The organism is Blautia sp. HCN-20427 (genome assembly GCF_037890365.1).
Lineage (GTDB): Bacteria > Bacillota > Clostridia > Lachnospirales > Lachnospiraceae > Blautia.
On record NZ_JBBKBX010000001.1, the window covers coordinates 73,111 to 96,989 of the forward strand.

The 23,879-nt window shown below is 44.1% G+C and carries 29 protein-coding genes, 1 pseudogene and 1 riboswitch; of the genes and pseudogenes, 4 read left to right on the top strand and 26 right to left on the bottom strand.

All coding sequences use genetic code 11. The features are described from left to right. Positions 1 to 29: 29 nt before the first annotated feature. Both WKT17_RS00335 and nudC read left to right on the top strand, forming a co-directional pair. A complete protein-coding gene (locus WKT17_RS00335) occupies positions 30 to 533 on the top strand; it encodes a DUF5721 family protein (protein ID WP_173748793.1) in 504 nt (167 codons plus the stop codon). Between the two features lie 41 nt (positions 534 to 574). Further along, on the top strand, positions 575 to 1,411 hold the full coding sequence (gene nudC / locus WKT17_RS00340; protein WP_291681208.1) for an NAD(+) diphosphatase: 837 nt from the start codon (positions 575 to 577) through the stop codon (positions 1,409 to 1,411). An 18-nt stretch (positions 1,412 to 1,429) separates the two neighbouring features. Here nudC and WKT17_RS00345 read toward each other — a convergent pair whose 3' ends face one another. The 16 genes and pseudogenes from WKT17_RS00345 to WKT17_RS00420 form a co-directional block, all read right to left on the bottom strand. After that, positions 1,430 to 2,053: an EAL domain-containing protein gene (locus WKT17_RS00345; RefSeq protein WP_173748795.1), complete on the bottom strand. Its 624-nt coding sequence runs from the start codon at positions 2,051 to 2,053 to the stop codon at positions 1,430 to 1,432. Continuing rightward, positions 2,019 to 3,491, bottom strand: a complete 1,473-nt coding sequence (locus WKT17_RS00350; RefSeq protein ID WP_291681209.1) for a sensor domain-containing diguanylate cyclase — start codon at positions 3,489 to 3,491, stop codon at positions 2,019 to 2,021. The genes WKT17_RS00345 and WKT17_RS00350 overlap by 35 nt, the downstream gene beginning before the upstream one ends. 16 nt (positions 3,492 to 3,507) lie before the next feature. Further along, positions 3,508 to 3,918: pseudogene (locus WKT17_RS00355) on the bottom strand (GGDEF domain-containing protein); the annotation flags it as partial. Between the two features lie 20 nt (positions 3,919 to 3,938). After that, a complete protein-coding gene (locus WKT17_RS00360; RefSeq protein WP_298059916.1) occupies positions 3,939 to 4,379 on the bottom strand; it encodes a GGDEF domain-containing protein in 441 nt (146 codons plus the stop codon). After that, entirely contained in the window at positions 4,376 to 5,101 is a 726-nt protein-coding gene (locus WKT17_RS00365; protein ID WP_294542580.1) for a hypothetical protein, read from the bottom strand. Before WKT17_RS00365 ends, WKT17_RS00360 begins: the two co-directional genes overlap by 4 nt. After that, a complete protein-coding gene (locus WKT17_RS00370; RefSeq protein ID WP_291681211.1) occupies positions 5,073 to 5,384 on the bottom strand; it encodes a hypothetical protein in 312 nt (103 codons plus the stop codon). The genes WKT17_RS00365 and WKT17_RS00370 overlap by 29 nt, the downstream gene beginning before the upstream one ends. Before the next feature lie 258 nt (positions 5,385 to 5,642). Next, complete coding sequence (gene htpG / locus WKT17_RS00375) at positions 5,643 to 7,691, bottom strand: molecular chaperone HtpG (RefSeq protein ID WP_173748800.1); 2,049 nt, start codon at positions 7,689 to 7,691, stop codon at positions 5,643 to 5,645. Positions 7,692 to 7,822: 131 nt separating this feature from the next. Then, positions 7,823 to 8,461, bottom strand: coding sequence for a class I SAM-dependent methyltransferase (locus tag WKT17_RS00380; protein WP_173748801.1), 639 nt, complete (start codon positions 8,459 to 8,461; stop codon positions 7,823 to 7,825). Between the two features lie 21 nt (positions 8,462 to 8,482). Beyond that, a complete protein-coding gene (locus tag WKT17_RS00385; RefSeq protein WP_330027030.1) occupies positions 8,483 to 9,853 on the bottom strand; it encodes an aldehyde dehydrogenase in 1,371 nt (456 codons plus the stop codon). 95 nt (positions 9,854 to 9,948) lie between these two features. Beyond that, positions 9,949 to 11,556, bottom strand: a complete 1,608-nt coding sequence (locus tag WKT17_RS00390) for a potassium/proton antiporter (protein WP_291681214.1) — start codon at positions 11,554 to 11,556, stop codon at positions 9,949 to 9,951. A gap of 101 nt (positions 11,557 to 11,657) precedes the next feature. Continuing rightward, positions 11,658 to 11,921 carry a glyoxalase gene (locus tag WKT17_RS00395; protein ID WP_173748803.1) on the bottom strand — a complete coding sequence of 88 codons (264 nt, stop codon included), beginning with the start codon at positions 11,919 to 11,921 and terminating at the stop codon, positions 11,658 to 11,660. Further along, on the bottom strand, positions 11,914 to 12,708 hold the full coding sequence (locus WKT17_RS00400) for an HAD family hydrolase (protein WP_173748804.1): 795 nt from the start codon (positions 12,706 to 12,708) through the stop codon (positions 11,914 to 11,916). Before WKT17_RS00400 ends, WKT17_RS00395 begins: the two co-directional genes overlap by 8 nt. Then, a complete protein-coding gene (locus tag WKT17_RS00405; RefSeq protein WP_173748805.1) occupies positions 12,686 to 13,381 on the bottom strand; it encodes an HAD family hydrolase in 696 nt (231 codons plus the stop codon). Before WKT17_RS00405 ends, WKT17_RS00400 begins: the two co-directional genes overlap by 23 nt. A gap of 2 nt (positions 13,382 to 13,383) precedes the next feature. Continuing rightward, positions 13,384 to 13,971: a Maf family protein gene (locus WKT17_RS00410; protein ID WP_173748806.1), complete on the bottom strand. Its 588-nt coding sequence runs from the start codon at positions 13,969 to 13,971 to the stop codon at positions 13,384 to 13,386. A gap of 173 nt (positions 13,972 to 14,144) precedes the next feature. Next, positions 14,145 to 14,696: a DUF3793 family protein gene (locus WKT17_RS00415; protein WP_173748807.1), complete on the bottom strand. Its 552-nt coding sequence runs from the start codon at positions 14,694 to 14,696 to the stop codon at positions 14,145 to 14,147. Then, the gene (locus WKT17_RS00420; protein ID WP_173748808.1) at positions 14,689 to 14,985 is read right to left on the bottom strand and encodes a DUF2325 domain-containing protein; all 297 of its coding nucleotides are present in this window, start codon (positions 14,983 to 14,985) and stop codon (positions 14,689 to 14,691) included. The genes WKT17_RS00415 and WKT17_RS00420 overlap by 8 nt, the downstream gene beginning before the upstream one ends. Positions 14,986 to 15,287: 302 nt before the next feature. On the opposite strand from WKT17_RS00420, the gene WKT17_RS00425 reads away from it, so the two are divergent. After that, entirely contained in the window at positions 15,288 to 15,740 is a 453-nt protein-coding gene (locus WKT17_RS00425) for a hypothetical protein (protein ID WP_173748809.1), read from the top strand. Between the two features lie 30 nt (positions 15,741 to 15,770). After that, on the top strand, positions 15,771 to 16,286 hold the full coding sequence (locus tag WKT17_RS00430) for a hypothetical protein (protein WP_173748810.1): 516 nt from the start codon (positions 15,771 to 15,773) through the stop codon (positions 16,284 to 16,286). A gap of 198 nt (positions 16,287 to 16,484) precedes the next feature. Here WKT17_RS00430 and WKT17_RS00435 read toward each other — a convergent pair whose 3' ends face one another. The 10 genes from WKT17_RS00435 to WKT17_RS00480 all read right to left on the bottom strand — a co-directional run bounded on the left by WKT17_RS00435 (position 16,485) and on the right by WKT17_RS00480 (position 23,875). Further along, positions 16,485 to 16,625 (bottom strand): hypothetical protein, encoded by a 141-nt coding sequence (locus WKT17_RS00435; RefSeq protein WP_173748811.1) that lies wholly within the window; start codon positions 16,623 to 16,625, stop codon positions 16,485 to 16,487. Between the two features lies 1 nt (position 16,626). Beyond that, the gene (locus WKT17_RS00440) at positions 16,627 to 16,800 is read right to left on the bottom strand and encodes a DUF3990 domain-containing protein (protein ID WP_226853631.1); all 174 of its coding nucleotides are present in this window, start codon (positions 16,798 to 16,800) and stop codon (positions 16,627 to 16,629) included. A 142-nt stretch (positions 16,801 to 16,942) separates the two neighbouring features. Continuing rightward, the gene (locus tag WKT17_RS00445) at positions 16,943 to 17,161 is read right to left on the bottom strand and encodes a DUF3791 domain-containing protein (protein WP_173748812.1); all 219 of its coding nucleotides are present in this window, start codon (positions 17,159 to 17,161) and stop codon (positions 16,943 to 16,945) included. 64 nt (positions 17,162 to 17,225) lie between these two features. Further along, positions 17,226 to 17,408, bottom strand: coding sequence for a hypothetical protein (locus WKT17_RS00450; protein WP_173748813.1), 183 nt, complete (start codon positions 17,406 to 17,408; stop codon positions 17,226 to 17,228). 274 nt (positions 17,409 to 17,682) lie between these two features. Next, positions 17,683 to 18,426, bottom strand: coding sequence for an ABC transporter ATP-binding protein (locus WKT17_RS00455; RefSeq protein WP_291681220.1), 744 nt, complete (start codon positions 18,424 to 18,426; stop codon positions 17,683 to 17,685). Positions 18,427 to 18,442: 16 nt separating this feature from the next. Continuing rightward, the gene (locus tag WKT17_RS00460) at positions 18,443 to 19,456 is read right to left on the bottom strand and encodes an ABC transporter substrate-binding protein (RefSeq protein ID WP_291681222.1); all 1,014 of its coding nucleotides are present in this window, start codon (positions 19,454 to 19,456) and stop codon (positions 18,443 to 18,445) included. A gap of 19 nt (positions 19,457 to 19,475) precedes the next feature. Next, positions 19,476 to 20,240 carry an ABC transporter permease gene (locus tag WKT17_RS00465; RefSeq protein ID WP_291681224.1) on the bottom strand — a complete coding sequence of 255 codons (765 nt, stop codon included), beginning with the start codon at positions 20,238 to 20,240 and terminating at the stop codon, positions 19,476 to 19,478. Then, a complete protein-coding gene (locus WKT17_RS00470) occupies positions 20,209 to 20,505 on the bottom strand; it encodes a thiamine-binding protein (RefSeq protein WP_173748817.1) in 297 nt (98 codons plus the stop codon). Before WKT17_RS00470 ends, WKT17_RS00465 begins: the two co-directional genes overlap by 32 nt. 84 nt (positions 20,506 to 20,589) lie before the next feature. Continuing rightward, a riboswitch (TPP riboswitch) is annotated at positions 20,590 to 20,701 on the bottom strand. A gap of 32 nt (positions 20,702 to 20,733) precedes the next feature. Beyond that, positions 20,734 to 22,164 (bottom strand): MocR-like pyridoxine biosynthesis transcription factor PdxR, encoded by a 1,431-nt coding sequence (pdxR, locus tag WKT17_RS00475; protein WP_291681227.1) that lies wholly within the window; start codon positions 22,162 to 22,164, stop codon positions 20,734 to 20,736. Between the two features lie 31 nt (positions 22,165 to 22,195). Next, a complete protein-coding gene (locus WKT17_RS00480; RefSeq protein WP_291681229.1) occupies positions 22,196 to 23,875 on the bottom strand; it encodes a glutamine--tRNA ligase/YqeY domain fusion protein in 1,680 nt (559 codons plus the stop codon). Between the last annotated feature and the right edge of the window lie 4 nt (positions 23,876 to 23,879).

Sequence of the window (23,879 nt, forward strand, 5' to 3'; positions counted from 1 at the left end):
AATTTTTAGAGAAACGAGGGATTCTTACTATGATTGCTCTGCAGATTGTGGACTTAAAGGATTTCATGTCCAAGCTTCTTATCGGCAGTACCTTTGACAGCTTCTGGCTGTGCGAGGCCTCTGTCACCACCTTTGCAACCTTTACCATTGACGGTACTCTGCATACAGACTTTTACGATACACAGGAGGCCCAACTCCTCCAGACGCAAAAGCAGACTTATTCGCTCTGGCGGGATATTAAACCCTTTTGCTTTTCCATGATGAAAGGAAAGAAAACACCTCTTCACTTTAAGATTGTATTCCGTCTTTCCGAAAAAAATACGGAAAAACTTCTTTTGGGAAATCATCTGAACTTTTCCTCTGATGATGTTTTCGGGTTATTTGTCAATTTCCAGTATGACGGAAAGACACTGACCTGTACCACTGGTACTTCCCTAAAGACCTTTACCCTGGATAAATCCCTTGACCACGTCTGGGACGATTTGATTCAGAAATTTTTCAGACAGCAGCAAATCCCCTGCGAAAAACTGTAACTGATTTGTCTTACTTTATTTTACATTCGGAGGTAATCAACATGATTCAGGACCTTGATTTTCATTGCTATCACAACGAATACACCCACGCACAGCCTGAGAACGGAGATTTCATTCTCTCCTTCCGCAGCCGGGAAATCCTTGGCGCCATAAGAGACGGGCTTCTCACCTTCCCCACCTGGGAAACGCTCTCTGGCAGCCAGAACCTTTCTCCCAGTGCCTGTATTTATCTTTTTTCCATTGACGAACAAAGATATTTCCTGCTTTTTGATTATGAGGCAGAAGAATTTGCAGACTTTACATATCAGGATATTTCCATTTTCCGCAGTATGCAGCCTAAGGAGCAGTGTTTCGGACTTGTCACCGGCTTTCATCTCTACAACTGGTATAAAGGACGCCGGTTCTGCGGAACCTGCGGACACAAACTCATCCATGACGAAAAAGAGCGCATGATGTACTGTCCTCAGTGCCAATCCACAGAATATCCTAAAATTTCTCCAGCCGTCATTGTGGCGGTTACCAACGGGAACAAAATTCTCATGTCAAAATATGCGGGAAGAAACGCCAAACGCTATGCCCTTATTGCGGGATTTGCAGAAATCGGAGAAACCCTGGAGGAAACCGTAAAAAGAGAGGTCATGGAAGAGGTTGGTTTAAAAGTGAAGAATATCCGCTACTACAAGAGCCAGCCCTGGGGACTTTCCGGCAGCCTTCTGGCCGGCTTTGTCTGCGATTTGGAGGGAGAAGATACCATCACCTTAGACAAAAACGAACTGGCTGTGGCACAGTGGTTTGAACGGGAAGAAATCCCCTATGACGACTATGATGTCAGCCTTACCCGTGAAATGATGATACAGTTTAAAAAAGGACTCCTTTAAACCAAAGGAGCCTTTTTTCTACATATATTTTTCCGTAAATTCAGCGGCACAAAGAGGTTTGCTGTAATAATACCCCTGTCCGTAATCACAGCCTGCTTTCAGAATAAAGGCTTCGTCTTCCCAGGTTTCCACGCCTTCTGCCACAGTCGTCATGTTCATTTTCTTTGCCAGCTGTGCAATCTGTTCCATCACAATCTGCTGCTGCCATTTTTTATGACCCGGCATTTCCATCAGAAACGCTCTGTCCAGCTTCAATTCATCAATTTCCAGACTGCACAGAATGTTCAGAGAAGAGTAGCCGCTGCCGAAATCATCCATGGAAATCTGGAAGCCCTTTTCTTTCAGTTCCCGGATTCTGCTGTTTAATCCTTCTGCATCCCCAAGAGCCAGGCCCTCCAGAATTTCCAGGGTAATCATCTTAGCCGGCACATGGTACCGTTCCATGATTTCACACAGATTTTCCACATATCCGTCCTTGTAAAACAACAGTTTGGACTGATTGACCGAAATGGGAATGGCTTCCTTTCCTTCATCCATCCACTGGCGAATCTGACGGCATGCCAGCTCTACCATATACAAATCCAGTTCTGTACAGAAACCATTCTGCTCAAACAGCGGAATAAACTGATCCGGAAAAATCATCCTGCTGCCGCTTCTTCGCTCTGTCCAATGCAAACATGACATGACTCATAAGTTCTTCCCGCTTCACAAAACTGCCGTTTATCTCTGCCCCGGTCACCACCCCTGCATAAATCATCATGCGGTACTGCCGGTTGTAGTGCAGAAAGAAATCACGAATGTGCTCTGTAATCTCCTCCAGACGCCTCTGCACAAGGTTTTCATCTGAAGTTCTCATGAGTATGTAAAACTTATCCGCAGTTTCCCGGCAGAAGAACTCTCCCTCAAAAACTGCCTCATCCAGCACCTTTTTCACATAGCACAGCAGCTGGTTAGCCACTTCATCTCCAAAAGTCTCATTGATAAACTTAAACTTGCGGATGTTCATGGCCACCAGACTGAAATCCCGGGTACTGGCAATGGTTTCTTCCAGCATGTGGGAGAACTTCACCATATTATAACTGCCTGTCAGCTGGTCATAATAGGCAAACCGCAGAAGTGCTCTGCTGTTTCGCTTCATCAGACGGGCGCCATACAGGATACACATACCGGAAAGAGCCAGAAGCAGGAAGAAAATAATCCTCGTAATCAGAAGGTTCTGGTACAGTGGCTCGCTGATTCCCCGTTCTGTGGCAGTCAGCACCAGATACCAGTCATGAACCCCTACCGGCTCTGCAAACATCCGGCAAGTCTGCCCATTCTCATTGACCTCCATAAATTTACTTTTTCCCTGTTCCAACATGTTCTGAAATGCTGTCCGCTCTTTTTCAGAGAGAAGAATATCAGAAACAGAGTCTGCCTGATCTCCGGACTGGGCAGGCAGAAAAAATTTTCCGTCTGTCCCCATAACCCGAACCTTTGTCTGTTCACTGAAACCACTTTTAATACTTAATACATCAAAAAACACCGACGTGCTTTCACAGGCCGTCAAGGCGCCTACCACCGTTCCATTTTTCTGTACAGGAACTGCATACGCAATGAAATCTTCATCTGCTGCGCTGTCATGATAGACATCGGAAACCACGCTTTTCCCGTCCCAGGCTTTCTGAATGCTCTCATAGAAAGTGGAATCCGTCTCTTCTGCCTTCATATTTTCTTCCATGGCGCCATTGACGGTTACGCGGATTCCTGTTCCGCCCTTTTCAAAGTATCCCATCTGCAGGAAGCTGTTCTCATTGTTGGATTCATACAATCCCTTTGCAAACTGGCTGCTGTCTATGGTTCCGCTGAACTCCATAAAACTTGACAGGGTATAAAGAGTTTGCAGGTCTGTGTCAATTTTTCTGTTGATATTGGTTCTATGCCTGTTTGTCTCTGTCACAATCTGATCTTCGATTTCATTCTGAAACGTATGATTCAGCAGGATGGAAATGCCTCCGCTTCCCATTAAGAGCACAAGACTCACCAGAGTAAAGAAAAGTGTTATCTTTCTCAGACGCTTCTGCATTCCTCTTTCATCCATTTTTATATCCCCTCTCTTATGCAATCCAATATTGATTCCTGTGTTTGTTTTTCACCTCATAAAGCGCTCTGTCAGCCCTTTCATAAAGGCTTTCAAACGTAATTCCTTCTTCCACAAGGGCAATGCCTATGGAAGCGCTGACTGTCACTTCTTTTCCGTCTTTTTCGTAGGTTTTTACCAAAATTCTGTTTATCTTCTCCGCGCAGAAACGAATATCCGCTACGCTCTCCGCATCCTTGATAAACAGCATAAACTCGTCCCCTCCGATTCTGCATATCAAATCCTTGGCTCGGATAACGGATTTCAGGCTGGCTGCTGCTTCATGCAAGGCCTTATCTCCTACTATATGACCCAACGTATCATTCACTTCTTTGAAATGATCCAAGTCCAAAAGAAACAGAGCACATAGGTCGGAAGTATTTTCTTTTTCCTGTTCTAAATATGCTTCTACTTCTGGTTCTTCAAGGCTGCTCTGGCCTGATCCTGAATCACCGTTACATCCGTTTCAGAACTGTCGCCAAAGCTGATACCTCTGCGAAACCGAATCTTATATTTCGGTAAATCCATCCCCTGAAAGGTATTAATCTCCCTTACTATGGCATTTAACCGCTCCTGGATAACCTGAAAATTCGTTTCCTTCATACATAAAAAGAAATGATCCATTTCTGTCCGGGTAACAAACTCTCTGTCTTCTTCTTTTAACGCCTCCGCCATTACAGCATAAAAATAGCGAAGCAGTTTATCTCCGTTTTTTGCGCCCAGATTTCTGTTCACAATCTTAAAGTCCACCGAATCCATCATAACAATGGCATACTGTTCTGCAATATGCTTTCTGCAAAGCTGCCGATATTTTATCTGAAACTCCAGCTTATTGATTCCTCCGGTCACCTCATCGGAAAAAGCCAGGTGTTCCAGTTTCTTTTCCCCCTCGCTGTAGCTTTTAAACAGCAGGAAAAATAAGCGCCGAACACCAGCATAACCACAACCAGATTTCCCATCATTTTCACTACGTAAGAATCAGAAAAACCGGAAAACAAATCCGCAGAAACAATGGTTACAGCTGTCCATCCTCTTCTTTCCAGAGGCTCGTAAGCCAGGTAATACCTCTTATAGCCGGGCAGAAGGATACGGAAAACGCCGCCCTTGTGGTTGCTGATATTTTCTTTCATACGTTCTGCATTTTCCAGAATCTCTTTATCTTCCTTCTGTCCTACGACAAGATTCCAAAACGCCATGCTCTCTTCTTCCCCGGAAGACAGAAGTACCTGCTCCGTTTTATCTACCACATAAGTACTGCTTTTTTCCTGGAACGTTTTAGACATCATAATACTTGTTATTTCTTCTGACGAAGCTGCTGCCCACAAAGTTTTTTCTTCACTGGCGCTGCCTGTCTTTACGGCATAGACCATTCGTTCCTCTTCCATACAGGACGCACAATGTCCTTCTCTTAATTCCTGCCCAAACACATCGTTTTCTGTCAGTTCTTCCCTGTTTACATCCTCAAAACCTTTTCCAGCAAGCTGTACCTCTCCTGTTTTATCATCATATAGCGCAATAAAATCAAAACCATACAGCTTCCTCTTAGTCTCCAGGTAACTTTCTATATCCATCCCGGGGTTTTTCTTCTGTCAGAGTCTCGGCCAGTCCCGTCATCATGGCTGTATTGCTGCTGATTTCCATGTCTATCATATCAGCCCGCTGCTCCACATAATTCCTTACATATTCTTTTGTGGTTTTGGCATCCTTTGATTTCATTTGAATGGTACAAACTACAGAATATATAACAATTCCCAGGGAAAGCATCCCCAGCAGCAGCATGTGAACCCGCACTTTCAGCCTTCTGCCGCCCATACTGTTCAGATACTTCTTTTTCTCTTTTTTGTATGCTTTCATATTCTTCATTTCTCCCTTGCCGGCTCTGTTTCCTTCCGGGACATTTTCTCTATGCGTCATTTTCTCTCATACTTACCCATTTTCGAGCATTATTCTAATACACTCCGCATTATTTGTCTATATGTTTCTCCAAATTTTTACAGTACCATCCTCCTAAATCCAACAGGCTGTACCTGTCTTCAAAAAGGAAAGAGCAGAAACTCCCATACGGATTTTTCTGCTCTTTCCTTTTGTTATTTTTTCTCGTAACTGCCTGGTTTATTTTGCCAGCAACAGCATAATCTCATTGCTTCGGGCTACAAATTTTGTCATTTCCTCCGGTGTCAGCTGTCTGTGGCTGATTAACGCCAAATCATAGAGCTGTTCACAGAGAATCTGTGTCTGTTCTCCTTCTTTGTGCTCCAGTACATACTGCACCAGTTTATTGTTGGCATTTAATACCAGAGTTTCCTGTCCGCCGAACATAGACGGGTCCATACCATACATATTGTACATTTTCATCATTTCCTGCATACGGCGGTTTTCTTCTGAAATCGTCATCATGGAAGATACCTTCTCGTTTTTCAGGCTTTCCACTTTCACGGTCAGATTCTCTTTTTTCAAAGCTTTTTTGAAAACTTCTGACAACTCTTTTGTCTCGTCTTCCAGATTCTTTCCTTCCTCTTTCACTGCTTCTGTCAAATCTGCATCAATGCGAAGGAATCTGACTGTTTCCTTTGCCTGCTCTACATGAGAGATAAATGCAGAGTCAATGTTGTGCTTCAGAATCACAGCATCCTGTCCCTGTTCTTTAAACAGATTGATGTACTGGCTCTGCTGTACTTCATCTGTGACATAGTAGATATTGGTCTTCTCCGGCTCTTTCTGTGCCTCGTCTTTGGTTTCCTCCAGAACTTCTTCCTTTGTATCTTCCGGTGTTTCTTTTGCATTCTCTTTGATACAGTCTTCCAAAGTCAGATATTTTCCGTCAATGTTCTTATACAGAATGTAGTCCATCATTCTTTCAGAGAACTTCGTATCTTTTAAGCAGCCGAATTTGATAAACGGATTGATGTCATCCCAGTATTTTTCATAGTTTTCTCTGTCTGTCTTGCACATACCGGTCAGCTTGTCTGCTACCTTTTTGCTGATATAGTCAGAAATTTTCTTCACGAATCCATCGTTCTGAAGGGCGCTTCTGGATACGTTCAGCGGTAAGTCCGGACAGTCAATCACACCCTTTAAAAGCATCAAAAACTCCGGAATCACTTCCTTAATGTTGTCTGCAATAAATACCTGGTTGTTGTATAATTTAATGGTTCCCTCAATGGATTCATATTCCATGTTGATTTTCGGGAAGTACAAAATACCTTTCAAGTTAAACGGATAATCCATATTCAGATGAATCCAGAACAGCGGCTCTTTGTAATCCATAAAGACTTTGCGGTAAAAAGCCTTATAGTCCTCGTCTGTACATTCATTTGGGTGCTTCATCCATAACGGGTTGGTATCGCTTAAAGAAACCGGACGCTTGTGGATTTTTACCATTTCCTTTGCAGGGGAAACTTCTACCACTTCTTTTTCGCCGTTTTCGTTCTCTTTTTCTTCGGTTTTGGCCTCTTCGTGAATGTGCTCTACAACTACATCGTCTTCTCTGACTTCGGATTCTTCTACCGTTTCATATTCCTGCGGCGCATTCGCCTTGGACAGGAATATTTCCGTCGGCATGAAGGAACAGTATTTCTCAATGACTTCTCTTGCACGGTATTCGTTGGCAAACTCCAGGCTGTCTTCATTTAAAAACAGGGTAATTTCAGTACCCACTTCTGTCTTATTTCCCTCACCGATTTCGTATTCGGTGCCGCCGTCGCAGGACCAGTGTACCGGCACAGCGCCTTCCTTATAAGAAAGCGTATCAATCTGCACTTCATCTGCCACCATAAATGCAGAATAGAATCCCAAACCAAAGTGTCCGATAATCTGGTCTTCGTTTGTCTTGTCTTTGTATTTCTCCAGGAACTGGGTTGCACCTGAAAAGGCAATCTGGGTGATATACTCTTCTACTTCTTCCGCTGTCATACCAAGACCGGTATCAATAAATTTCAGGGTTTTCTCTTCCGGATTTACGATAACCTGGATTTTGTTTTTATGATTTTCCGGGAAAGTATACTCGCCCATGACTTCCAGCTTTTTCAGCTTTGTGATAGCGTCGCAGCCGTTGGAAATCAGTTCACGGAAAAAAATGTCATGGTCTGAGTAGAGCCATTTCTTAATAATCGGAAAAATATTGTCACTATTAATTGATAAAGTACCACGCTTATTAGCCATGATAATGCATCTCCTTTTTCTTCATTTCTAAAAAACATATTAATACGCAGGGGAATAAAAGTCAAGAGAAAATTAGCACTCATTTTCAGTGAGTGCTAATAATTTATAAATTTTATATTTTGTTTAGATTTTCATTTTTCCACTTTCTGCCCTACGATAAAAATATTGGGCGGACTTTTATGCAGATTCACAATCTCCAGCACTAAAAAACCGTGCTTTTGTATTCTCCGCATAAGCCCAATAGGGGTATCAAAGGCCACATACGGCATAAGATGCAGTTTGCTTTTCCAGAACTTCTTTATGGCTTCTTTTGACAGACTTCTGCCAAGGCAGTCCGTAGCCGAAATAAAAAGGCCGCCCGGCTTTAAGACTTCATAAATTTGCTCCAGCACTTCCTCCTGATTTTCCATATAAAGCAGCACATTATAGGCGGTCACCACGTCAAAGGATTTCGCCGGAAACTTCCTATCCTTAAGGGTTCCGCAGTGAAAGGAAATATTCTGTTTTCCCAGTTCTCTGGCTTTTTGCTCTGCACGCAAAAGCATTTCCCTTGAACTATCTATTGCGGTAATTTCCTTCACGCAATCTGCCAGCTGCATGGTCACAATTCCGGTGCCGCAGCCGATTTCCAATACAGTATTTTCCTGATTCAGAAATGCCGCAGACCGCTTTACTGTCTTTTTGTAGGCATTTTTATAAACCTCCAGAACCTGGCTGTCAAACATCCGGGAGCGCTTGTCCCAGAATCCGGATCCTTGTTTTTCTTTCATATTCTCCACGCTCCTTTCCGGTCATCTTAAAAACATACGCAAAAGCTGCTTTTTCCCTTTGGTATAAGGCTGATAGCGAATGGGCAAATCCAGCCAGCCGGCTTTCTTTACCATACTCTTGGTATGGCTGAAAGTGTCAAAGCTCTTCTTTCCGTGGTAACTTCCCATACCGCTGGCTCCTACTCCTCCAAAGCCCATGCGGGAAGTAGCCAGATGAATAATGGTGTCATTCACACAACCGCCGCCAAAGGAAAGATTCCTCAAAATCCTCTGCTCTGTGTCCGGATTTTTCGTAAAAAGGTAAAGAGCCAAGGGCTTTTCTCTGTCACGGATAAAGGTTTCTGCTTCTTCTATGGTGTCATAAGTCAGCACCGGAAGCACCGGACCGAAAATTTCTTCCTGCATAACCGGGGAATCCGGAGAAACATAATCCAGTACAGTAGGGGCAATCCGCAGACGCGCTTCCTCGCCAAATCCCCCTTCCAGAATTGCCTCGCCTTTGATAAGTTCCAACACTCTGTGGTAATGCTTTTTGTTTATCATTTTGGGATAATTGGGATTCTCCAGTGGATTTTTTCCCAGCATTTTATGAATCCACATTTTTACATAGTTCAGGAAAGGCTCTTTCACACTTTTCTGCACCAGAAGATAATCGGGAGCCACACAAGTCTGACCGCTGTTCAAATATTTCCCGAATACCAGACGCCTGGCCGCCAGTTTCAAATCCGCCGTTTCGTCTACGATACAGGGACTTTTTCCACCCAGTTCCAAGGTCACCGGCGTCAGATGGACAGCTGCTTTTTCCAGTACCAGCTGTCCCACCGCTTTTCCGCCTGTGAAGAAAATATAGTCAAAACGCTGCTCTAAAAGGCGGCTGTTCTCTTCCCTTCCCCCCTCTACCACGGCTGCAAACTCCGGTGGAAACACTGCCGAAAGCATTTTTTTCAGCACTGCCGATACATGGGGCGCATAGGCAGACGGCTTCACAATACAGCAGTTTCCTGCGGCAATGGCGCCAATCAGCGGTTCCATACACAGCATAAACGGATAATTCCAGGGAGACATAATCAGTACCACCCCGTATGGTTCTGTCATTTCAAAACTTTTTGCCGGAAACTGGGCCAGAGGAGTCGGCACCCCATTTGGCCGCATCCAGGCGGAAAGGTGTTTTTTCACATAAGTCAGTTCGGAAAGCGTCAGTCCCACTTCGGTCATATAGGCCTCAAACTCTGATTTCCCCAGGTCTTTTCGGAGAGCCTGATGAATTTCCTTCTCATACCGTCTGATTCCTTTTTCCAGCCTTTCCAGTGCTTTCTGACGAAATTGCGGGGTTTTTGTAATGCCTTTTTGAAAAAAGGCGCTCTGTTTTTCTACCAGACTGCTGATTTCCATCTTGCTATCACACTCCTGTTCTCTTATTCTTCTGCCGGATATCTGTCTTTATTTTACCACAAATACAAGGGAAAAAACAGCCGGAGAATTCTTTCTCACTTTCCGGCTGCCATGTCCCGGTACATAACCACAACATCCTGCTCCTTTAACACCGTTTTTCCATCCGGAATAATGGCCTCCTCCCCACGAATAACCATGGCAATCAGTTCGTTTCTGGACAAATGCAGCTGGGCTATGCTTTTGTTGCACCATTTATCCCCTGAAAGAATACGCTTCTCCTGGAGCTGCTCCGTCTCATTGGTATTATAAGGCGGCACACTGAGAATCACACTGTCCCCGGCACAGATTTCTGTATTTCCTTTTGTCAGTATCATTTCCTCTCCCCGTTTAATCATCAAAGCCAGAGAGCCCGTGGGAATGTTCACCTCTTTTATTTTCTTTCCATCCCACTCATGCCCCTGGGGAATATACATGCGCATAAGCTGCAGCGAAGTTTCTTCCTGATAATCGTTAAAGGTTTTGCTTACATCCGCGGTATCATCAATCATAGACAGCTTCTGCGCCACCTTGGGCAGAAACGTTCCCTGAATGGCTATAGAGAAAAGAGAAACCATAAACACAATGTGGAACAAATCCTGCTTCATAGAAATCCCTGCCGCTACGGCGGTAATGGCAAATACTGAAGAAGAGGCACCGCGAAGCCCTGCCCAGGAAATCAGCCAGCACTGCCGGTTGCTGCATTTCATAGGCTTTAAAAGTAAAAAGACAGCCACCGGCCTGCTGATAATTGTCAGAAAAGCCACAATAGCAAGCGCTGTGGGAATGATTTCCGGCATCTGATGCGGAAAGGTTAAAAGTCCGATTAAAAAGAAAATCAATATCTGAGCCAGGCTGGTAACGCCGTCAAAAAACGGAATCAGTATCTCCTTCTTTTTGATTTTGCTGTTTCCCATAAGAATACCGAAAAGATACACACTCAGAAAAGCATTGCCCCCCACAAAAGAAGTCAGACCATAGCAGCCCAGCACCATGGCAATCACAAAAACCATCTCCAGCCCTTCCGCAATCAGACTAGTCTTTGCCATAATAAAGACGCAAAGCTTCGCCAGCACCAGTCCTACCAGAACACCGAAGATAATCTGCATGGCAATCACAGCCGCAATATTTCCGGATTTTCCATTTGTCATAATTCCAATGGCTATAATCGTGAGAAGATAGGAAATGGGGTCATTGCTTCCGCTTTCCACCTCCAGAAGTGACGCTGTCCCATCCTTTAGGTTCAGCTTCTTTTTTCGCAGAATGGCAAACACACTGGCTGCATCTGTAGAAGACAGCACGGCGCCAATCAGAAAACTCTCTTCAAAAGAAAACTTTAAAACTACATTGCAAAGCAAAGCCGTAATTCCGGCCGTAATGAAAACACCTGCTGTAGACAGGGTAACGGCCTTTCCTGCAATACTCTTCGCCGCCTCCCACTTGGTATTGAATCCGCCATAAAACATAATAAATACAAAAGCCACCGAACAGATTCTTTCTGCCAGTTCAAAATTTTCAAAAGGTACTTTAAAAATACCGTCACTTCCGAAAAGCATGCCGATAAACATAAACAGTATCAGCGCAGGCATACCCAGCCTGTCCGAAAACTTTTCTGCAAGCACGCAAAGCAGCATAATCAAGGTGATTCCCAATATAATTCCTGTCATCTCATCTCTCCCATCTGTAAATCATTCAGAAAAAGGCTGCTGCATGTCTTCTATGAACCTTTCATCAGAAATCATGCAGCAGCCTCTTTTTTCCTTTTTATTTATCCTTCTACAATCAAATACTGACCGTTTGGCAGTGGGAAAACTTCACTGGCGTCCTCCAGTTCTTCCAGGGACATATCCTCTACGTCCATGCCGTTTTCCTCAAAGTACACTCTCACTTCTTCCAGTGAATCCACCACAGCGGCCATGCAGTCCTCTAAAAAGGCCTCCGCCTCTTCCTCTGTCTCTGCCACAGGCTCTGTAAAAAGCTGCTCCTGATTTCTTAAAAATGTTAAAATACACTCTTCGCTGTACTCATTCATACCAATTTCCTCCCTGTTTTATCACTTTTTCCAGTACCGTTTCCACTCTGTCGGTTACTCTTCCGGCGGTTTCCCGCACTTCCTTCCTGGCCTCTCCCACGGCAAAGCCATAGGTCACTTCCTGCAGCATTTCCAAATCATTGAAATTGTCGCCAAAAGCCGCGCAGTTCTCATCAGACAAAAGAAGGTGTTTCTTCAGCACCCGAAGCCCGTTTCCCTTATCTGCGCTTAAAGGCATCATATCCAGCCAGGAAATCCCGGAAGTCACTACCGTGGCTCTGCTGCCAAAGGCCTTTTTCCAGTAAGGCGCAATGGCCTCCGCGCCGTTTTCCTCATATACGGAAATCTTAATGATTTCCTCCGGCACCTGAAAAATATCCGGCAGCACCGTAGTGTCGTTTTTCACAAAATTTATCATGTATTCCCGAAAAGCCTCTGTCTTAGGCTGCAGATAAACCGTCCTTTCCCCGGAAACCACCAGTTCCGCACGGTCTTTCTTCAATATGCTATGCAGCATTTCTTCTGCCAATTCCCTTTCAAAGACATTTTTATGTAAAATTTTTCCTTTGTAAACTACCAGGGCACCGTTTTCACAGACATAGGCAATATCCTCACAGACAGGTGCAAACAGTCTTTGCAGATTGGTATACTGTCTTCCGCTGGCGGCTACAAATAAAATACCCATTTCTTTTAACTGCTTTATCTGCTCTATGACAGTGTCAGACAACGTCCTGACTCCGTTTTGCAGAAGGGTTCCGTCTAAGTCACTGGCTATCAGCTTCAGCATTTTTCTGCTTCTCCTTTTCTCTTTTTGCAAGAGTCAGAATTTCTTCCGGCCGGTCCACAATTTTATCCGCATGGTGTTCTTCCAATTCTGTTCTTGGGCGGAATCCCCAGGTCACCCCTACGGTAAACATGCCTGCCGCTTTCCCGGTATCCATATCTGTGTTGGTATCTCCGCAGTAAATGCACTCCTTTGGAGAAATCTGAAATTCCTCTGCAATAGCCAGGGCGCCTATGGGAGAAGGCTTTCTGGGAATCTTCTCAGTCTGTCCCTGCACCTTATGGAACACGTCTCTGCCGAAAATCTTTTCCACAACTTCCACAGCCGCCCCGTGAGGTTTATTGGAAAAGACAGCAATTTTCAGACCTTCCTTTTTCAGTCCTTCCAGAAGTTCCAGAATTCCTTCAAAAGGCTTTACATGGTAAAAAGGATTTTCTCCAAACCACTTCCGGTACAAAACCCGCACTTCCTCATAATCCACTTTATCGCCGCCGGGAACTGCCTGCAGCATTCTTCTTACCAGTTCATCTGCACCGTCTCCTGCATAAAAATTATAATTTTCCACCGGAAGTTCCGGCAGGTGAAAATGACGCAGTGTCTGATTTCCCACATAGGCAATGGATTCCACGGTATCTGCAATGGTTCCGTCCAGGTCAAAAATACAAGCTTTATACATGTCTACCACTCCTTTATTTCCAATCCCATTTTTCTGCATTCCTGATAGAGTCTTGCCAGAGGCAGCCCCACAACCGTATTATAATCCCCCCGGATTTCCCGGATAAAGACTGCGGATTTCCCCTGGATTCCGTAAGCACCTGCCTTATCCATAGGTTCTTCGGTCTCCACATATCCCCTGATTTCTTCTTCTGTCATGGGATAAAAATACACTTCTGTCTTTTCATGGAAGGTGCGGATATTTTCTTTTCCCTCTTCCCTCACCATAACCGTTACACCGGTATAGACTTCGTGCTGTTTTCCCTGAAGCATGGTGAGCATGCTCACAGCCTCCTCCTTATCAGCCGGCTTTCCTAAAATTCTGCCTTCTGCGGCCACTACAGTATCCGCACCGATAACTGCCACGTCTCCTGTTGTCTGTGCATAAATATCACGGCATTTTAACAGGGACAGCTCCTCCACAGCCTGCCCCGGCTCTTTGACGGTTATCTTTTCTTCTGCCTGGCTGGGCTTTACCACAAAAGGAATCCCTGCCTGGGATAACAATTCCCGCCGTCTCGGTGATGCACTTGCAAGTATGATTTGTTTCATTGTCTGCTCCTTTTTGCAGTATGAAATATCTTCTGGTGTACTGCATAGTAAGAGTATAGCCCGACTTTTCCTCTGACGCAACCTCTTTTTAAAAGGGACGGCCAGAATCCGGACTCTCCCGTCCTTCGTGGCCGTCCCTTTTTATCAGAAGGTTCGTATGGAAATTTCCTGTTTTACGCTGCTACAATCAACTTTTTGACCGGTCTTCCTCCCAAAAACAGACGGGTATAAACCAGTTCGCACTTTTTAAATTTATGAAAGGTTTTTCTTGCTTCACATTCGTTGCAGTACACTTTCCAGCAGCCGCAGCATTTGCAGTTTTTCCCTTCATTTTCTATAAATCCCTTCACATCCTCCTGGGGATATCCCAGAAACAGTCCGATTTCGTGAGGGAACTTTGCACAGCTTTGAATTCTCTGCCGCAGACAGACCAAAGCCTCTTTCGCTTTTTCATATGCATAGCCCTCTGCTGCTAACATCTGTCTGGTTTCCCTGCGGTTTAAATCCTGCTCAAGGCGGCTGATTCTATATACATACAAAAGAGCCCTTTGCCCGTGCAGGCGCATAACCATCAGACCCAATCCCTTTTCCTGAAACACCTTCTGCCATTCTTCCAGAACTGCCTTCAATTCTTCCCGGTTTTCCCAGGGATACCAGAAAAGATTGGCTGTCTTCAGTCCGGCCAGCGTGGGAGCGCTGTGACGGATTAAAAATTCATCAAGCATAAACCGCTCCTCCTTTGATATCCTCCAGTACAGACTGCAGCGCTGCTGTGCTGGCTCTGTGAATCCGCACAATAGGAATGTTGTTCCTCTTGGCCTCTTGGGAAGCATTCATAACCATTTTGTGGGAAACCGTATTGGTAAACATCAAAAGCAAATCCGGGCAGCCCATTTTTTTCTTAATGGAACCATGTTCTTTGACAAAGACTTTCGCCTTACATCCATAATCCTGACACAGATTCTCATATCTGGTGACCATTCTCTCGTTTCCTCCGATAATTACAATACTCATATGCAAAACTCCTTTCCATTGTTGTTATCATTTCCTTTTTTCTTCCATTCATACGCTCACTAAGTTAGTTATTTCTAACCTGTCTGTAAAAAGAAAAGACATAGGGTAAAACTGCCTCTCCTCTGTTAAATTAGCTACAACTAACTCTTATGCTACTATCATACTGATTTTTCTATTTTTGTCAATAGTTTTTTTGAAATTCATAGAAAATTAATGAAAATACCTCTTCCTTCTCCTCATAAAAAGGATTATAATGGAGAACATATAAGAGTATGGGAGTGAGACTCAGAAAGGATAATGATATGGGAAATTTTGGAAAAAAACTTTTAGGGATGGGCGCTTTAGGCGCAGCGGCAGGTGCTGCAGCTTACTATTTTGTTAAGAAGAAAAATGAAAATCCGGACTTACAGGAAGAGTTTGCTGACTTTCAGGATAATTTAAAAGAAACTGCTGTTTCTGCTGCAGGCGTTGCTTCTAAATTTAAAAAAGTCATGGAAAAATCCGTAGATGACGCAGTAAGCAAAGTCAAAGAACACACCGACGATTTTCTGGACGACGACATCTTTGAAGAAGAGGATTTTACCGAAGCAGTCAAAGAAACCGCAGAAGATATGGCCGAAGAAGCTGCCGAAAAAGCAGAGGATATCAAAGAGGAAGCAGAAGAAAAAGTACAGACTGCCGCTGAAACCGTCAAAGATATAAAAGACGAAATAAAAGAAGAAGTGAAAGAAGAAGAAAAAGAGAGCGAAGCGTAAATTCGCAGACAAAAGAGGGAGGATAAACCAATGAACAACCAGTTATTCGAGCAGGCAAAAAATGATGATATTCTGTCAAAGGAATTGATTTCTTTTCTTTTGGAAACCATGGAATACAACCGTCTGAGTTTCATCAATGACGCAGTGGAAATTCTGAAGGTCCTGAAAATCCGTATTGAGCGCGGCGACAAAATCACAGACGCAGTTTCTCATCGGATTTACAACCTGCCGGACTTCAAAAACTTTGTCCGCGAGCATTTTTCATCCTACATTTACAGCCAGGTATTTACGGCCTTAAAGGACGAGAAAAGTTATTTCTCCTTAGAGCCCTGTGAAGGCGGTTACGAACTGGTGCTCTCAGACAAAGACCAAAAAGTATACAAATGGATTTCCAGTTTGAACGAAAAGTTTTCTCTGGTTTACATGGCAGCCACTAAGGTCGTATACATAAAAAATGTAAGAACCAAAACCTACACCCCTTTTCTTTCTGCGAACGGCAAATACTGCCGATATGACGAAAGTGTAGGAAAACTTCTGGAAATTTAAGGGGCTATCGGGAAATACCGTTTTTAGCTTCTAAATCTTAAAATAAGAATCTCCCGTAGAAATCAGTGTTTTTTATACCTAATCTTCTATGGGGAATTCTTATTTTTTCTTTTCTGTATGTATTTTAGGGCACAAAGACCCCTCAACTGCATTTTTGAAAGCCTATATGAATAAAGATAAAGTTATATCCTATAAACCTTATATTTCTGCTTGAACAATACGTCCAAAGTTTATCTCATCTTTAAAAAGATCATACACATATTCTGAGCTTTCCATATATAAACCGGTTTCTTTATCCTGAAGTTTTTCAAAGACTTTTGAGTTATAAAACTTATCCATATTAATTTCCTACCTTTCGTAAAAGTTTTATACTTTTTTCTGTATGAAAAGAATACTGCGATGATGTCTTTTTATATATCATTCCTTTCAATAAGGTTTCAAAATCAATAATTTCATTTTCATACTGACGAAATAATAATGCCATATTATCATCCGCAACAGGTCCTATAACCATATCATATTTGTAAATGTTCGATTTCTATTATTCATGACAAATTTTGCACATTCTTCCGTTGTTTCTAAACCGAAATCTTTATATGGTCTGCACATTGCCAAATTTATACTATCAATTACAATATTACTTCCATGATATAATCTCATAACACGCCTCCGTTTTTTCGGCACAATATCCCCAAGTCTTCTATTATTGTTTCAAAATCTAAAGTATGCTCAACTTCATAGTTTTCTTTTATAAACGCAATACCTTTAAACTGAAAAGGGTAACGAAATGCTTCCTGTATACTGAGATTATGATGTTGTGCAAATTCGTTTACACATGCAACAGTAAAACCTATTTTCTTTTTCTTTTCACTCATCCAAAACCTCCATTTACTCTTATCTATTGAACTATAGTATTATAGTCCAAACAACGATGACGCGTCAAAAAGTACAGCATTCGGTAAGCACAGCCCATACGTATCTGCAAATATTCTTATTAAATTCACCTGATGGTTCTTTATTTTCTTCATAATCCTTTTGTAAAACCTGCTTAATTTCCTCAAACTTCTCATAAGCTTCTTCTTTTTGAAGTCTGTTCCAGTAATGCGGCACAATCTTCTTCATAATACATGATTGTCACATTCTCCCAACATGTCCCTCTGCTTTCTACACTTTATTTTAACTGATTTTTATCTGCAACTCAAGAAGATGAAGAAACAAAAAGAAAAAGCCGCATTTCTGCGACCTTCTCATACCTTTTCCCATCTCTACCTCACCACATACAAACCCTTCACAAAAACACCTCACAGCTGCGTTATCATGTTGTAATACTTTCCGATATCTCCAAATGCATTTTTATAATAGTTCTCCACTGCTATCTGAATATTATATGCGGCTTTTAATTTTCCCCTATCTTCTCCAGAATATACCGTTTATACTCCAGAAACTCTGGCGTCAGATTAAAATCCGCCGCTCTGGGCTTTTTCTCTTTTATCACAATTTCTTCTGTGATGGTTCCCGGACTCCCTGTTAAAAGATAAATCCGGTCCGCCAGAAGAATGGCCTCGTCTATATCATGTGTAATAAAAATTGTAGACAGGTGAATCTGCTCCATGACGTTTAAATACCACTTATGCATGGCACTTTTTGTCAGGGTATCAAGGGCGGAAAACGGCTCGTCCAAAAGGGCAATTTTCTGAGAAAACATATACGTCCGCAGAAGCGCTGCTCTCTGGCGCATACCCCCGGAAAGCTGAGCCGGGTACTTTTTCTGAGTCCCTTCCAGCCCAAATTCCTGAAAATAGGGCTGCACCTGACTTCTCGCCGCCTTCTTTTTCTCCCCCCTGATAATCAGAGGCAGGGCCACATTGTCCTCAATGGTGCGGTAAGGCAGAAGCAAATCCTTCTGAAGCATATAGCTGACCTTCCCCGGACTGCCTGTAATCTCCTCCCCGTCTAAAAACACCTGTCCGCTGTCCGGCTTTAAGATACCGGAAATCACATTAAAAAGTGTTGTTTTTCCGCCGCCGCTGACGCCTAAAAGAGCCACCAGTTCTTTCTCCCCCAGACGGATGGACACGTCCTCCAGAACCTTCCTGCCGTCAAAGGATTTTGTCACATGGGAAACTTCAAGCTGTGCCATTTTTTTGCCGCCTTTCTTATTCCGGAAGATACTCATTGGAAAATCCTGTATTTTCCGGTATTTCTGTTTCTGACAGGCCGTTTTCATTCAGCCAGTTATAAAAAGCGTTCCACCGCTCGGGGCTGATATATCCCCAGCGTTCTTCCTCCGCCTTATACTGGTCAGCCAAATATTTCTGGCTGGCTTTTACCAGTTCCACATCCAGTTCCGGTGAAGCCTCACAGAGAATGTCTGCTGCCGCATCCGGGTCTTCAATGGCAAATTCATACCCCTTTTTCAACGCTCTCAAAAAAGCTTTTGCCGTTTCCGGCTCTTTTTCCAGAAATTCGTTATTTCCTATAATTACAGGTGTATAATAGTCAAATACCGGATTGATATCTTTAAACGCAAAGTAGTCTGTATCCAGACCTGCCACTTCTGTAGCTACACCAGCCCAGGCATAAAACACCCAGATAGCGTCCACGGACTTTGTCTTCAGTGCGGATACCTCGTCCGTCACTGTGCTTGGAATCAGTTCCACTTTACTGAAATCCCCTCCGTCTTCCTCCACCACGTTTTTCATCATGGCTTTTTCAATGGGAGCGTCCCAGGTGGCATACTTTTTCCCTTCCAGTCCCTTGGGACGGTCCATGCCCTCCCCTTTTCTGGAAATAATACCGGAAGTGTTGTGCTGTACAACAGCAGCTATGGCTGTATTGGGAAGTGCGTCTTCTCCCGCTACCGCCGGTGCCATCGTATCCTGAAAGGAAACACCCAACTGGGCTTTTCCCGACGCCACCAGGGCGTCTGCACCGTCCTCCGGCGGCTGTACGATTTCCACTTCCAGCCCCTCATCTTCAAAGTATCCCTTTTCCTTGGCCACATACAGACCGGTATGGTTTGTATTCGGTGTCCAGTCCAGTACAAAAGTCAGATTTTCTGTTTTATTTTCTGCTTTCTTCTCTTCTTTCAGATCGCCGGATTCCCCGCAGCCTGTAAAAGCTGTGAGAACTGCCGCGCACAAAAGCGTCGCAAAATATTTCTTTTTCATGTATCTTTTCTCCTCTGTCTTATTTCACATTTTCCCAGGGCATGGCCTTTTTCTGCAGAATTTCCACCAGCTTCATAAGAAGCAGGCTGATAATGGAAATGAGAAAAATCACGGCAAACATTTTGTCATAAGCAAATGCTTTTTTTACCCGTGTCATGTAAACCCCAAGACCGCTGAAGCCTCCCAGCCATTCAGAAATCACAGCGCCTACTACGGAATACGACACGGAAATTCTAAGACTGGCAAAAAAGTGACTCATGGCTCCCGGCAGCTTAATATAACGAAAAATCTGAAACTCTCCTGCCCCCATGGAACGCATGAGATTGATCATATCTTTATCCGCAGACCCAAAACCGTCCAAAAGTCCTACGGTAATAGGAAAAAAAGTCACCACCACAATGAGAATCACCTTTGGCAGCATTTCATATCCAAACCACAGCACCAAAAGGGGCGCAATGGCCACCGTAGGGATGGTCTGGGTCAGAACAATTAAAGGATAAAAGGCTTTGTACAGCTTTTCAAACCGCTCCATGATTACCGCCATGAGAAAACCCACGGCAATACCGCAGGCCAGTCCCAGAGCCGCCTCCAAAAGCGTTACCTTTGCATTTTCCATTAAAAGCCCGAAATCCCCCACAAAAGCCTTCCCCACATCCACCGGGGAGGGCAGCATAAAGTTGGGAATCAGCCCGGCCATGGAAACCGCCTGCCAAAGCACCAGCAGTACAGCCAGAGCCGACACGGTCCAGATTTTACTGGTGGTGTTTTGAGACTTTTCTTTCAATGGTAAGCACATCTCCTTCCGGCTTGTAGCTGACCTTAATATAAGCAGCTACAGACGGCGCTCCTGCCTTCACTGCAATATGCTGACATTCCTTTACAATGTCCATGAGTTCGTCATAGTCTCCCTCAATGGTTGTCTCAAAAGGGCCTACATAATAATTATTTCCCGTACTTTTAATATAGGCAATCACCTCGTCTACAATACGGATTAATTCCTCGTCGTCTTTTGCCTCCGGCAAAGTCTGGATAGCTACGCTTGCGTTCATGTTTCCTTCCTCCTTATTCTCTTTCTGTATAAAAAATCCCACCAGGGAGTACCTGATGGGATTCATGTCTGTATCTGAACCTGCAGATTTTACAAAATGCTTCCTACGCCGGCATTATCCGAATCAGGTATGAGGGTCTAAAACGAATGTGGTTTTATTCTCAGCCGGACTTGCTCCAGCTCCCCTTGCAACGTTCAGTTTACTGTATTTATAATTTTCTGTCAATACTTATTCCCAGGCCTCTTTCAATTTCCTCATGGCTTTTTCGATTTCTTCTTCGGTCATGCAGGCATAGCCCAGAAGTACCTTTCTTTCCGGTTCTTTTTTTATCTTGCTGCTTTCTATGCCGTATTCCGAGTATCCGTAGACCTGAACACCGGCCGCTTCTGCCCGCAAAACTGCCTCCTCTTCTGTCAGCCCGTTTGTGAATTCCAGTACCAGATGAAGTCCCGCATATTCTCCCGAAAAAGTACAGATATCCCCCATATCCCGCAGAACTTTCACCATTTTGTCATGCTTGCTTTTATAGACAGCCCGCATACGGTTCAAATGCCGCTCATATCCTCCTTCTTTTAAGAATAACTCCAGTATCTTCTGGTCTGCTCTGGACACGGTTACTGAAAAAGGACTTTTCCGCTCTGCATACTGCTCTGCCAGAAACTCCGGCAAAACCATATAGCTGACACGAATGGACGGGGCAATGGATTTGGAAAAAGTTCCCATATAAATCACACGCCCGCCCCTGTCAAATCCCTGCAGAGCCGGAATAGGCTTTCCGCGGTAACGGAACTCGCTGTCGTAATCATCCTCAATGATGTAGCGATTTTCCGCTTCCTCTGCCCAGTCCAGAAGTGCCATACGGCGTTTCAGGGGCATAACCGTGCCTGCGGGAAACTGGTGAGAGGGCATCACATAGGCAATCTGTGCACCGGAATCTTTCAAAGAGGAGATACACATACCGCTTTCGTCCTGCTTCACCGCTTTTACCTCATACCCAATGTGCAGAAAATCGTAATATGCAGTCAGGTAGGTATGGTCTTCCATGGCAATCACACGGTTTTTCCCCAGAATGGTTCCCAGGAGCATCAGCAGATAATCGTTTCCTGCTCCAATTAAAATCTGCTCCGGGCGGCACCGCATGCCTCTGGCCTGATACAGATATTCCGCTACTGCGCTGCGAAATCCATATTCTCCCCAGGGATTTCCCAGCTGAAACAAGGTATCGTCATCCTCTGAGAGCACCTGCCTTGCCAGCTTTTTCCAGATATTGTGAGGAAAACCGCCGGGCGCTATGCCGTTTAAAGAAAAATCATAGGCACAGGTTTTCTGTTCTCCCGCTGCCCTTTTAGAGGGATTCTCTTTTTCTGTTTTCCACTCTTCTGTCCTCTTCCTGCCGGGAACGTAGAGACTGTCTATTTCGCAGATATAGTAGCCTTTGCAGGGAATGGACTCAATATACCCTTCGGATACCAGCTGGTCATAAGCCAAATCTACGGTGCTTCGGCTCACAGCCAGACATCTGGCAAAGGCTCTGGACGAAGGCAGCTTTTCTCCCGGCATTAAATGCTTCTGCTGCACAGCCCTTTTGATATAGTCACAAATCTGCTCGTAAATCGGCACTTTGCTTTTTGTATCCAGAGGAATTAGTAATTCGTTCACAGGCTCCTCTTTTCGTATAACATCTTAATCATTACTGATTCAGTTTAAAAGAACTCTTCAGAGACACAATGCGGTTAAATACCGGCGCTCCCGGTTTGCTGTCATGGCAGTCCGCACAGAAAAATCCGTTTCTCACAAACTGGAACCGGTCGTAAGCCTCTGCTTTTCCAAGTTCCGGCTCTACCAGACAGCCTTTGACTACCGTAAGAGAATTCGGATTCAGGTTCAAACTTCCGTCTTCCTTATTGTATACGCCTTTTTCTTCATCTACGATATTCTCATACAGACGGCACTCCGCCTCTACGGCTGTCTCAGCGCAAATCCAGTGAATCGTTCCTTTGACTTTTCTTCCGTCCGGGGAATTTCCGCCTTTGGAGGCCGGGTCATACGTACAGTGGATAACCGTTACATTTCCCTCTTCATCCTTTTCGCAGCCTGTACAGGTCACAAAGTACGCATTCATGAGGCGCACTTCATTGTCCGGATAGAGACGTTTGTATTTCTTTACCGGAACTTCCATAAAGTCTTCTCTTTCAATGTAAAGTTCTCTTCCGAAAGGCACTTTTCTGCTGCCCAGTTCCGGATTTTCCATGTTATTGGGCACTTCCAGGTACTCGATTTCGCCTTCCGGATAGTTATCAATAACCAGTTTTACCGGGTCTAAAACAGCCATCATACGAGGCACTTTCATCTTCAAATCTTCGCGGATACAGTATTCCAGCATAGCGTAATCCACAGAACTGTTCGCCTTTGAGACACCGCAGAGCTCTACGAATTTCTGAATGGATTCCGGTGTAAAGCCCCGTCTTCTAAGAGCCGCAATGGATACCAGACGAGGGTCATCCCAGCCGTCTACAATGCCGTCTTCTACCAGCTTTTTGATATAACGTTTTCCTGTCACTACATTGGTCAGATACAGCTTTGCAAATTCAATCTGCTTTGGCGGATGCGGATATTCCAGTTCTGTTACTACCCAGTCATACAAAGGTCTGTGGTCTTCAAATTCCAGGGTACAGATGGAATGGGTCACACCTTCAATGGCATCTTCGATAGGATGTGCAAAATCATACATAGGGTAAATGCACCATTTGTCCCCGGTGTTGTGGTGTGTCATATGCGCCACACGGTAGATAACCGGATCACGCATATTGATATTAGGAGAAGCCATGTCGATTTTGGCGCGAAGTACCTTGCTGCCGTCCTCAAATTCTCCGTTTCTCATTTTTTCGAATAATTCCAGATTTTCCTCCACACTGCGGTTTCTGTAGGGACTTTCCTTGCCCGGCTCTGTCAGGGTTCCTCTGTATTCCCGGATTTCCTCTGCCGTCAAATCGCAGACAAAGGCTTTTCCTTTCTTAATCAATTTTACAGCCGCTTCGTACATCTGCTCAAAGTAGTCAGAAGCAAAGTACAGACGGTCTTCCCAGTCTGCACCCAGCCATTTGATATCTTCCTTGATGGACTCCACAAACTCTACCTTTTCCTTAGTCGGATTGGTGTCGTCAAAACGCATGTTGAACTTTCCGTGGTATTTCTGTGCAAGACCATAGTTTAATAAAATAGACTTTGCATGTCCGATATGCAGATAACCATTTGGCTCCGGCGGAAACCTGGTACAAATTTCCTCGTATTTGCCCTCTGCCAGGTCTTTTTCAATCATCTGTTCAATAAAGTTTTTAGAAACGGTTTCTTTTGCTGTTTCTTTTTCCACTTTT

What these genes read in the sequence shown, in the direction of transcription:
- WKT17_RS00440 (WP_226853631.1), bottom strand. Translation starts at nt 16,800, where the DNA reads ATGGTTATAGGACCTGTTGCGGATGATAATATGGCATTATTATTTCGT.
- WKT17_RS00370 (WP_291681211.1), bottom strand. Translation starts at nt 5,384, where the DNA reads ATGAAAGCATACAAAAAAGAGAAAAAGAAGTATCTGAACAGTATGGGC.
- WKT17_RS00385 (WP_330027030.1), bottom strand. Translation starts at nt 9,853, where the DNA reads ATGGAAATCAGCAGTCTGGTAGAAAAACAGAGCGCCTTTTTTCAAAAA.
- WKT17_RS00365 (WP_294542580.1), bottom strand. Translation starts at nt 5,101, where the DNA reads ATGGATATAGAAAGTTACCTGGAGACTAAGAGGAAGCTGTATGGTTTT.
- WKT17_RS00345 (WP_173748795.1), bottom strand. Translation starts at nt 2,053, where the DNA reads ATGATTTTTCCGGATCAGTTTATTCCGCTGTTTGAGCAGAATGGTTTC.
- WKT17_RS00335 (WP_173748793.1), top strand. Translation starts at nt 30, where the DNA reads ATGATTGCTCTGCAGATTGTGGACTTAAAGGATTTCATGTCCAAGCTT.
- WKT17_RS00390 (WP_291681214.1), bottom strand. Translation starts at nt 11,556, where the DNA reads ATGACAGGAATTATATTGGGAATCACCTTGATTATGCTGCTTTGCGTG.
- htpG (WP_173748800.1), bottom strand. Translation starts at nt 7,691, where the DNA reads ATGGCTAATAAGCGTGGTACTTTATCAATTAATAGTGACAATATTTTT.
- nudC (WP_291681208.1), top strand. Translation starts at nt 575, where the DNA reads ATGATTCAGGACCTTGATTTTCATTGCTATCACAACGAATACACCCAC.
- WKT17_RS00380 (WP_173748801.1), bottom strand. Translation starts at nt 8,461, where the DNA reads ATGAAAGAAAAACAAGGATCCGGATTCTGGGACAAGCGCTCCCGGATG.
- WKT17_RS00400 (WP_173748804.1), bottom strand. Translation starts at nt 12,708, where the DNA reads ATGCTGAAGCTGATAGCCAGTGACTTAGACGGAACCCTTCTGCAAAAC.
- WKT17_RS00430 (WP_173748810.1), top strand. Translation starts at nt 15,771, where the DNA reads ATGAACAACCAGTTATTCGAGCAGGCAAAAAATGATGATATTCTGTCA.
- WKT17_RS00450 (WP_173748813.1), bottom strand. Translation starts at nt 17,408, where the DNA reads ATGAAGAAGATTGTGCCGCATTACTGGAACAGACTTCAAAAAGAAGAA.
- WKT17_RS00405 (WP_173748805.1), bottom strand. Translation starts at nt 13,381, where the DNA reads ATGTATAAAGCTTGTATTTTTGACCTGGACGGAACCATTGCAGATACC.
- WKT17_RS00460 (WP_291681222.1), bottom strand. Translation starts at nt 19,456, where the DNA reads ATGAAAAAGAAATATTTTGCGACGCTTTTGTGCGCGGCAGTTCTCACA.
- WKT17_RS00435 (WP_173748811.1), bottom strand. Translation starts at nt 16,625, where the DNA reads ATGGATAAGTTTTATAACTCAAAAGTCTTTGAAAAACTTCAGGATAAA.
- WKT17_RS00455 (WP_291681220.1), bottom strand. Translation starts at nt 18,426, where the DNA reads ATGGCACAGCTTGAAGTTTCCCATGTGACAAAATCCTTTGACGGCAGG.
- WKT17_RS00395 (WP_173748803.1), bottom strand. Translation starts at nt 11,921, where the DNA reads ATGAATGAGTACAGCGAAGAGTGTATTTTAACATTTTTAAGAAATCAG.
- WKT17_RS00420 (WP_173748808.1), bottom strand. Translation starts at nt 14,985, where the DNA reads ATGAGTATTGTAATTATCGGAGGAAACGAGAGAATGGTCACCAGATAT.
- WKT17_RS00425 (WP_173748809.1), top strand. Translation starts at nt 15,288, where the DNA reads ATGGGAAATTTTGGAAAAAAACTTTTAGGGATGGGCGCTTTAGGCGCA.
- WKT17_RS00410 (WP_173748806.1), bottom strand. Translation starts at nt 13,971, where the DNA reads ATGAAACAAATCATACTTGCAAGTGCATCACCGAGACGGCGGGAATTG.
- WKT17_RS00415 (WP_173748807.1), bottom strand. Translation starts at nt 14,696, where the DNA reads ATGCTTGATGAATTTTTAATCCGTCACAGCGCTCCCACGCTGGCCGGA.
- WKT17_RS00470 (WP_173748817.1), bottom strand. Translation starts at nt 20,505, where the DNA reads ATGAACGCAAGCGTAGCTATCCAGACTTTGCCGGAGGCAAAAGACGAC.
- WKT17_RS00445 (WP_173748812.1), bottom strand. Translation starts at nt 17,161, where the DNA reads ATGAGTGAAAAGAAAAAGAAAATAGGTTTTACTGTTGCATGTGTAAAC.
- WKT17_RS00350 (WP_291681209.1), bottom strand. Translation starts at nt 3,491, where the DNA reads ATGGATGAAAGAGGAATGCAGAAGCGTCTGAGAAAGATAACACTTTTC.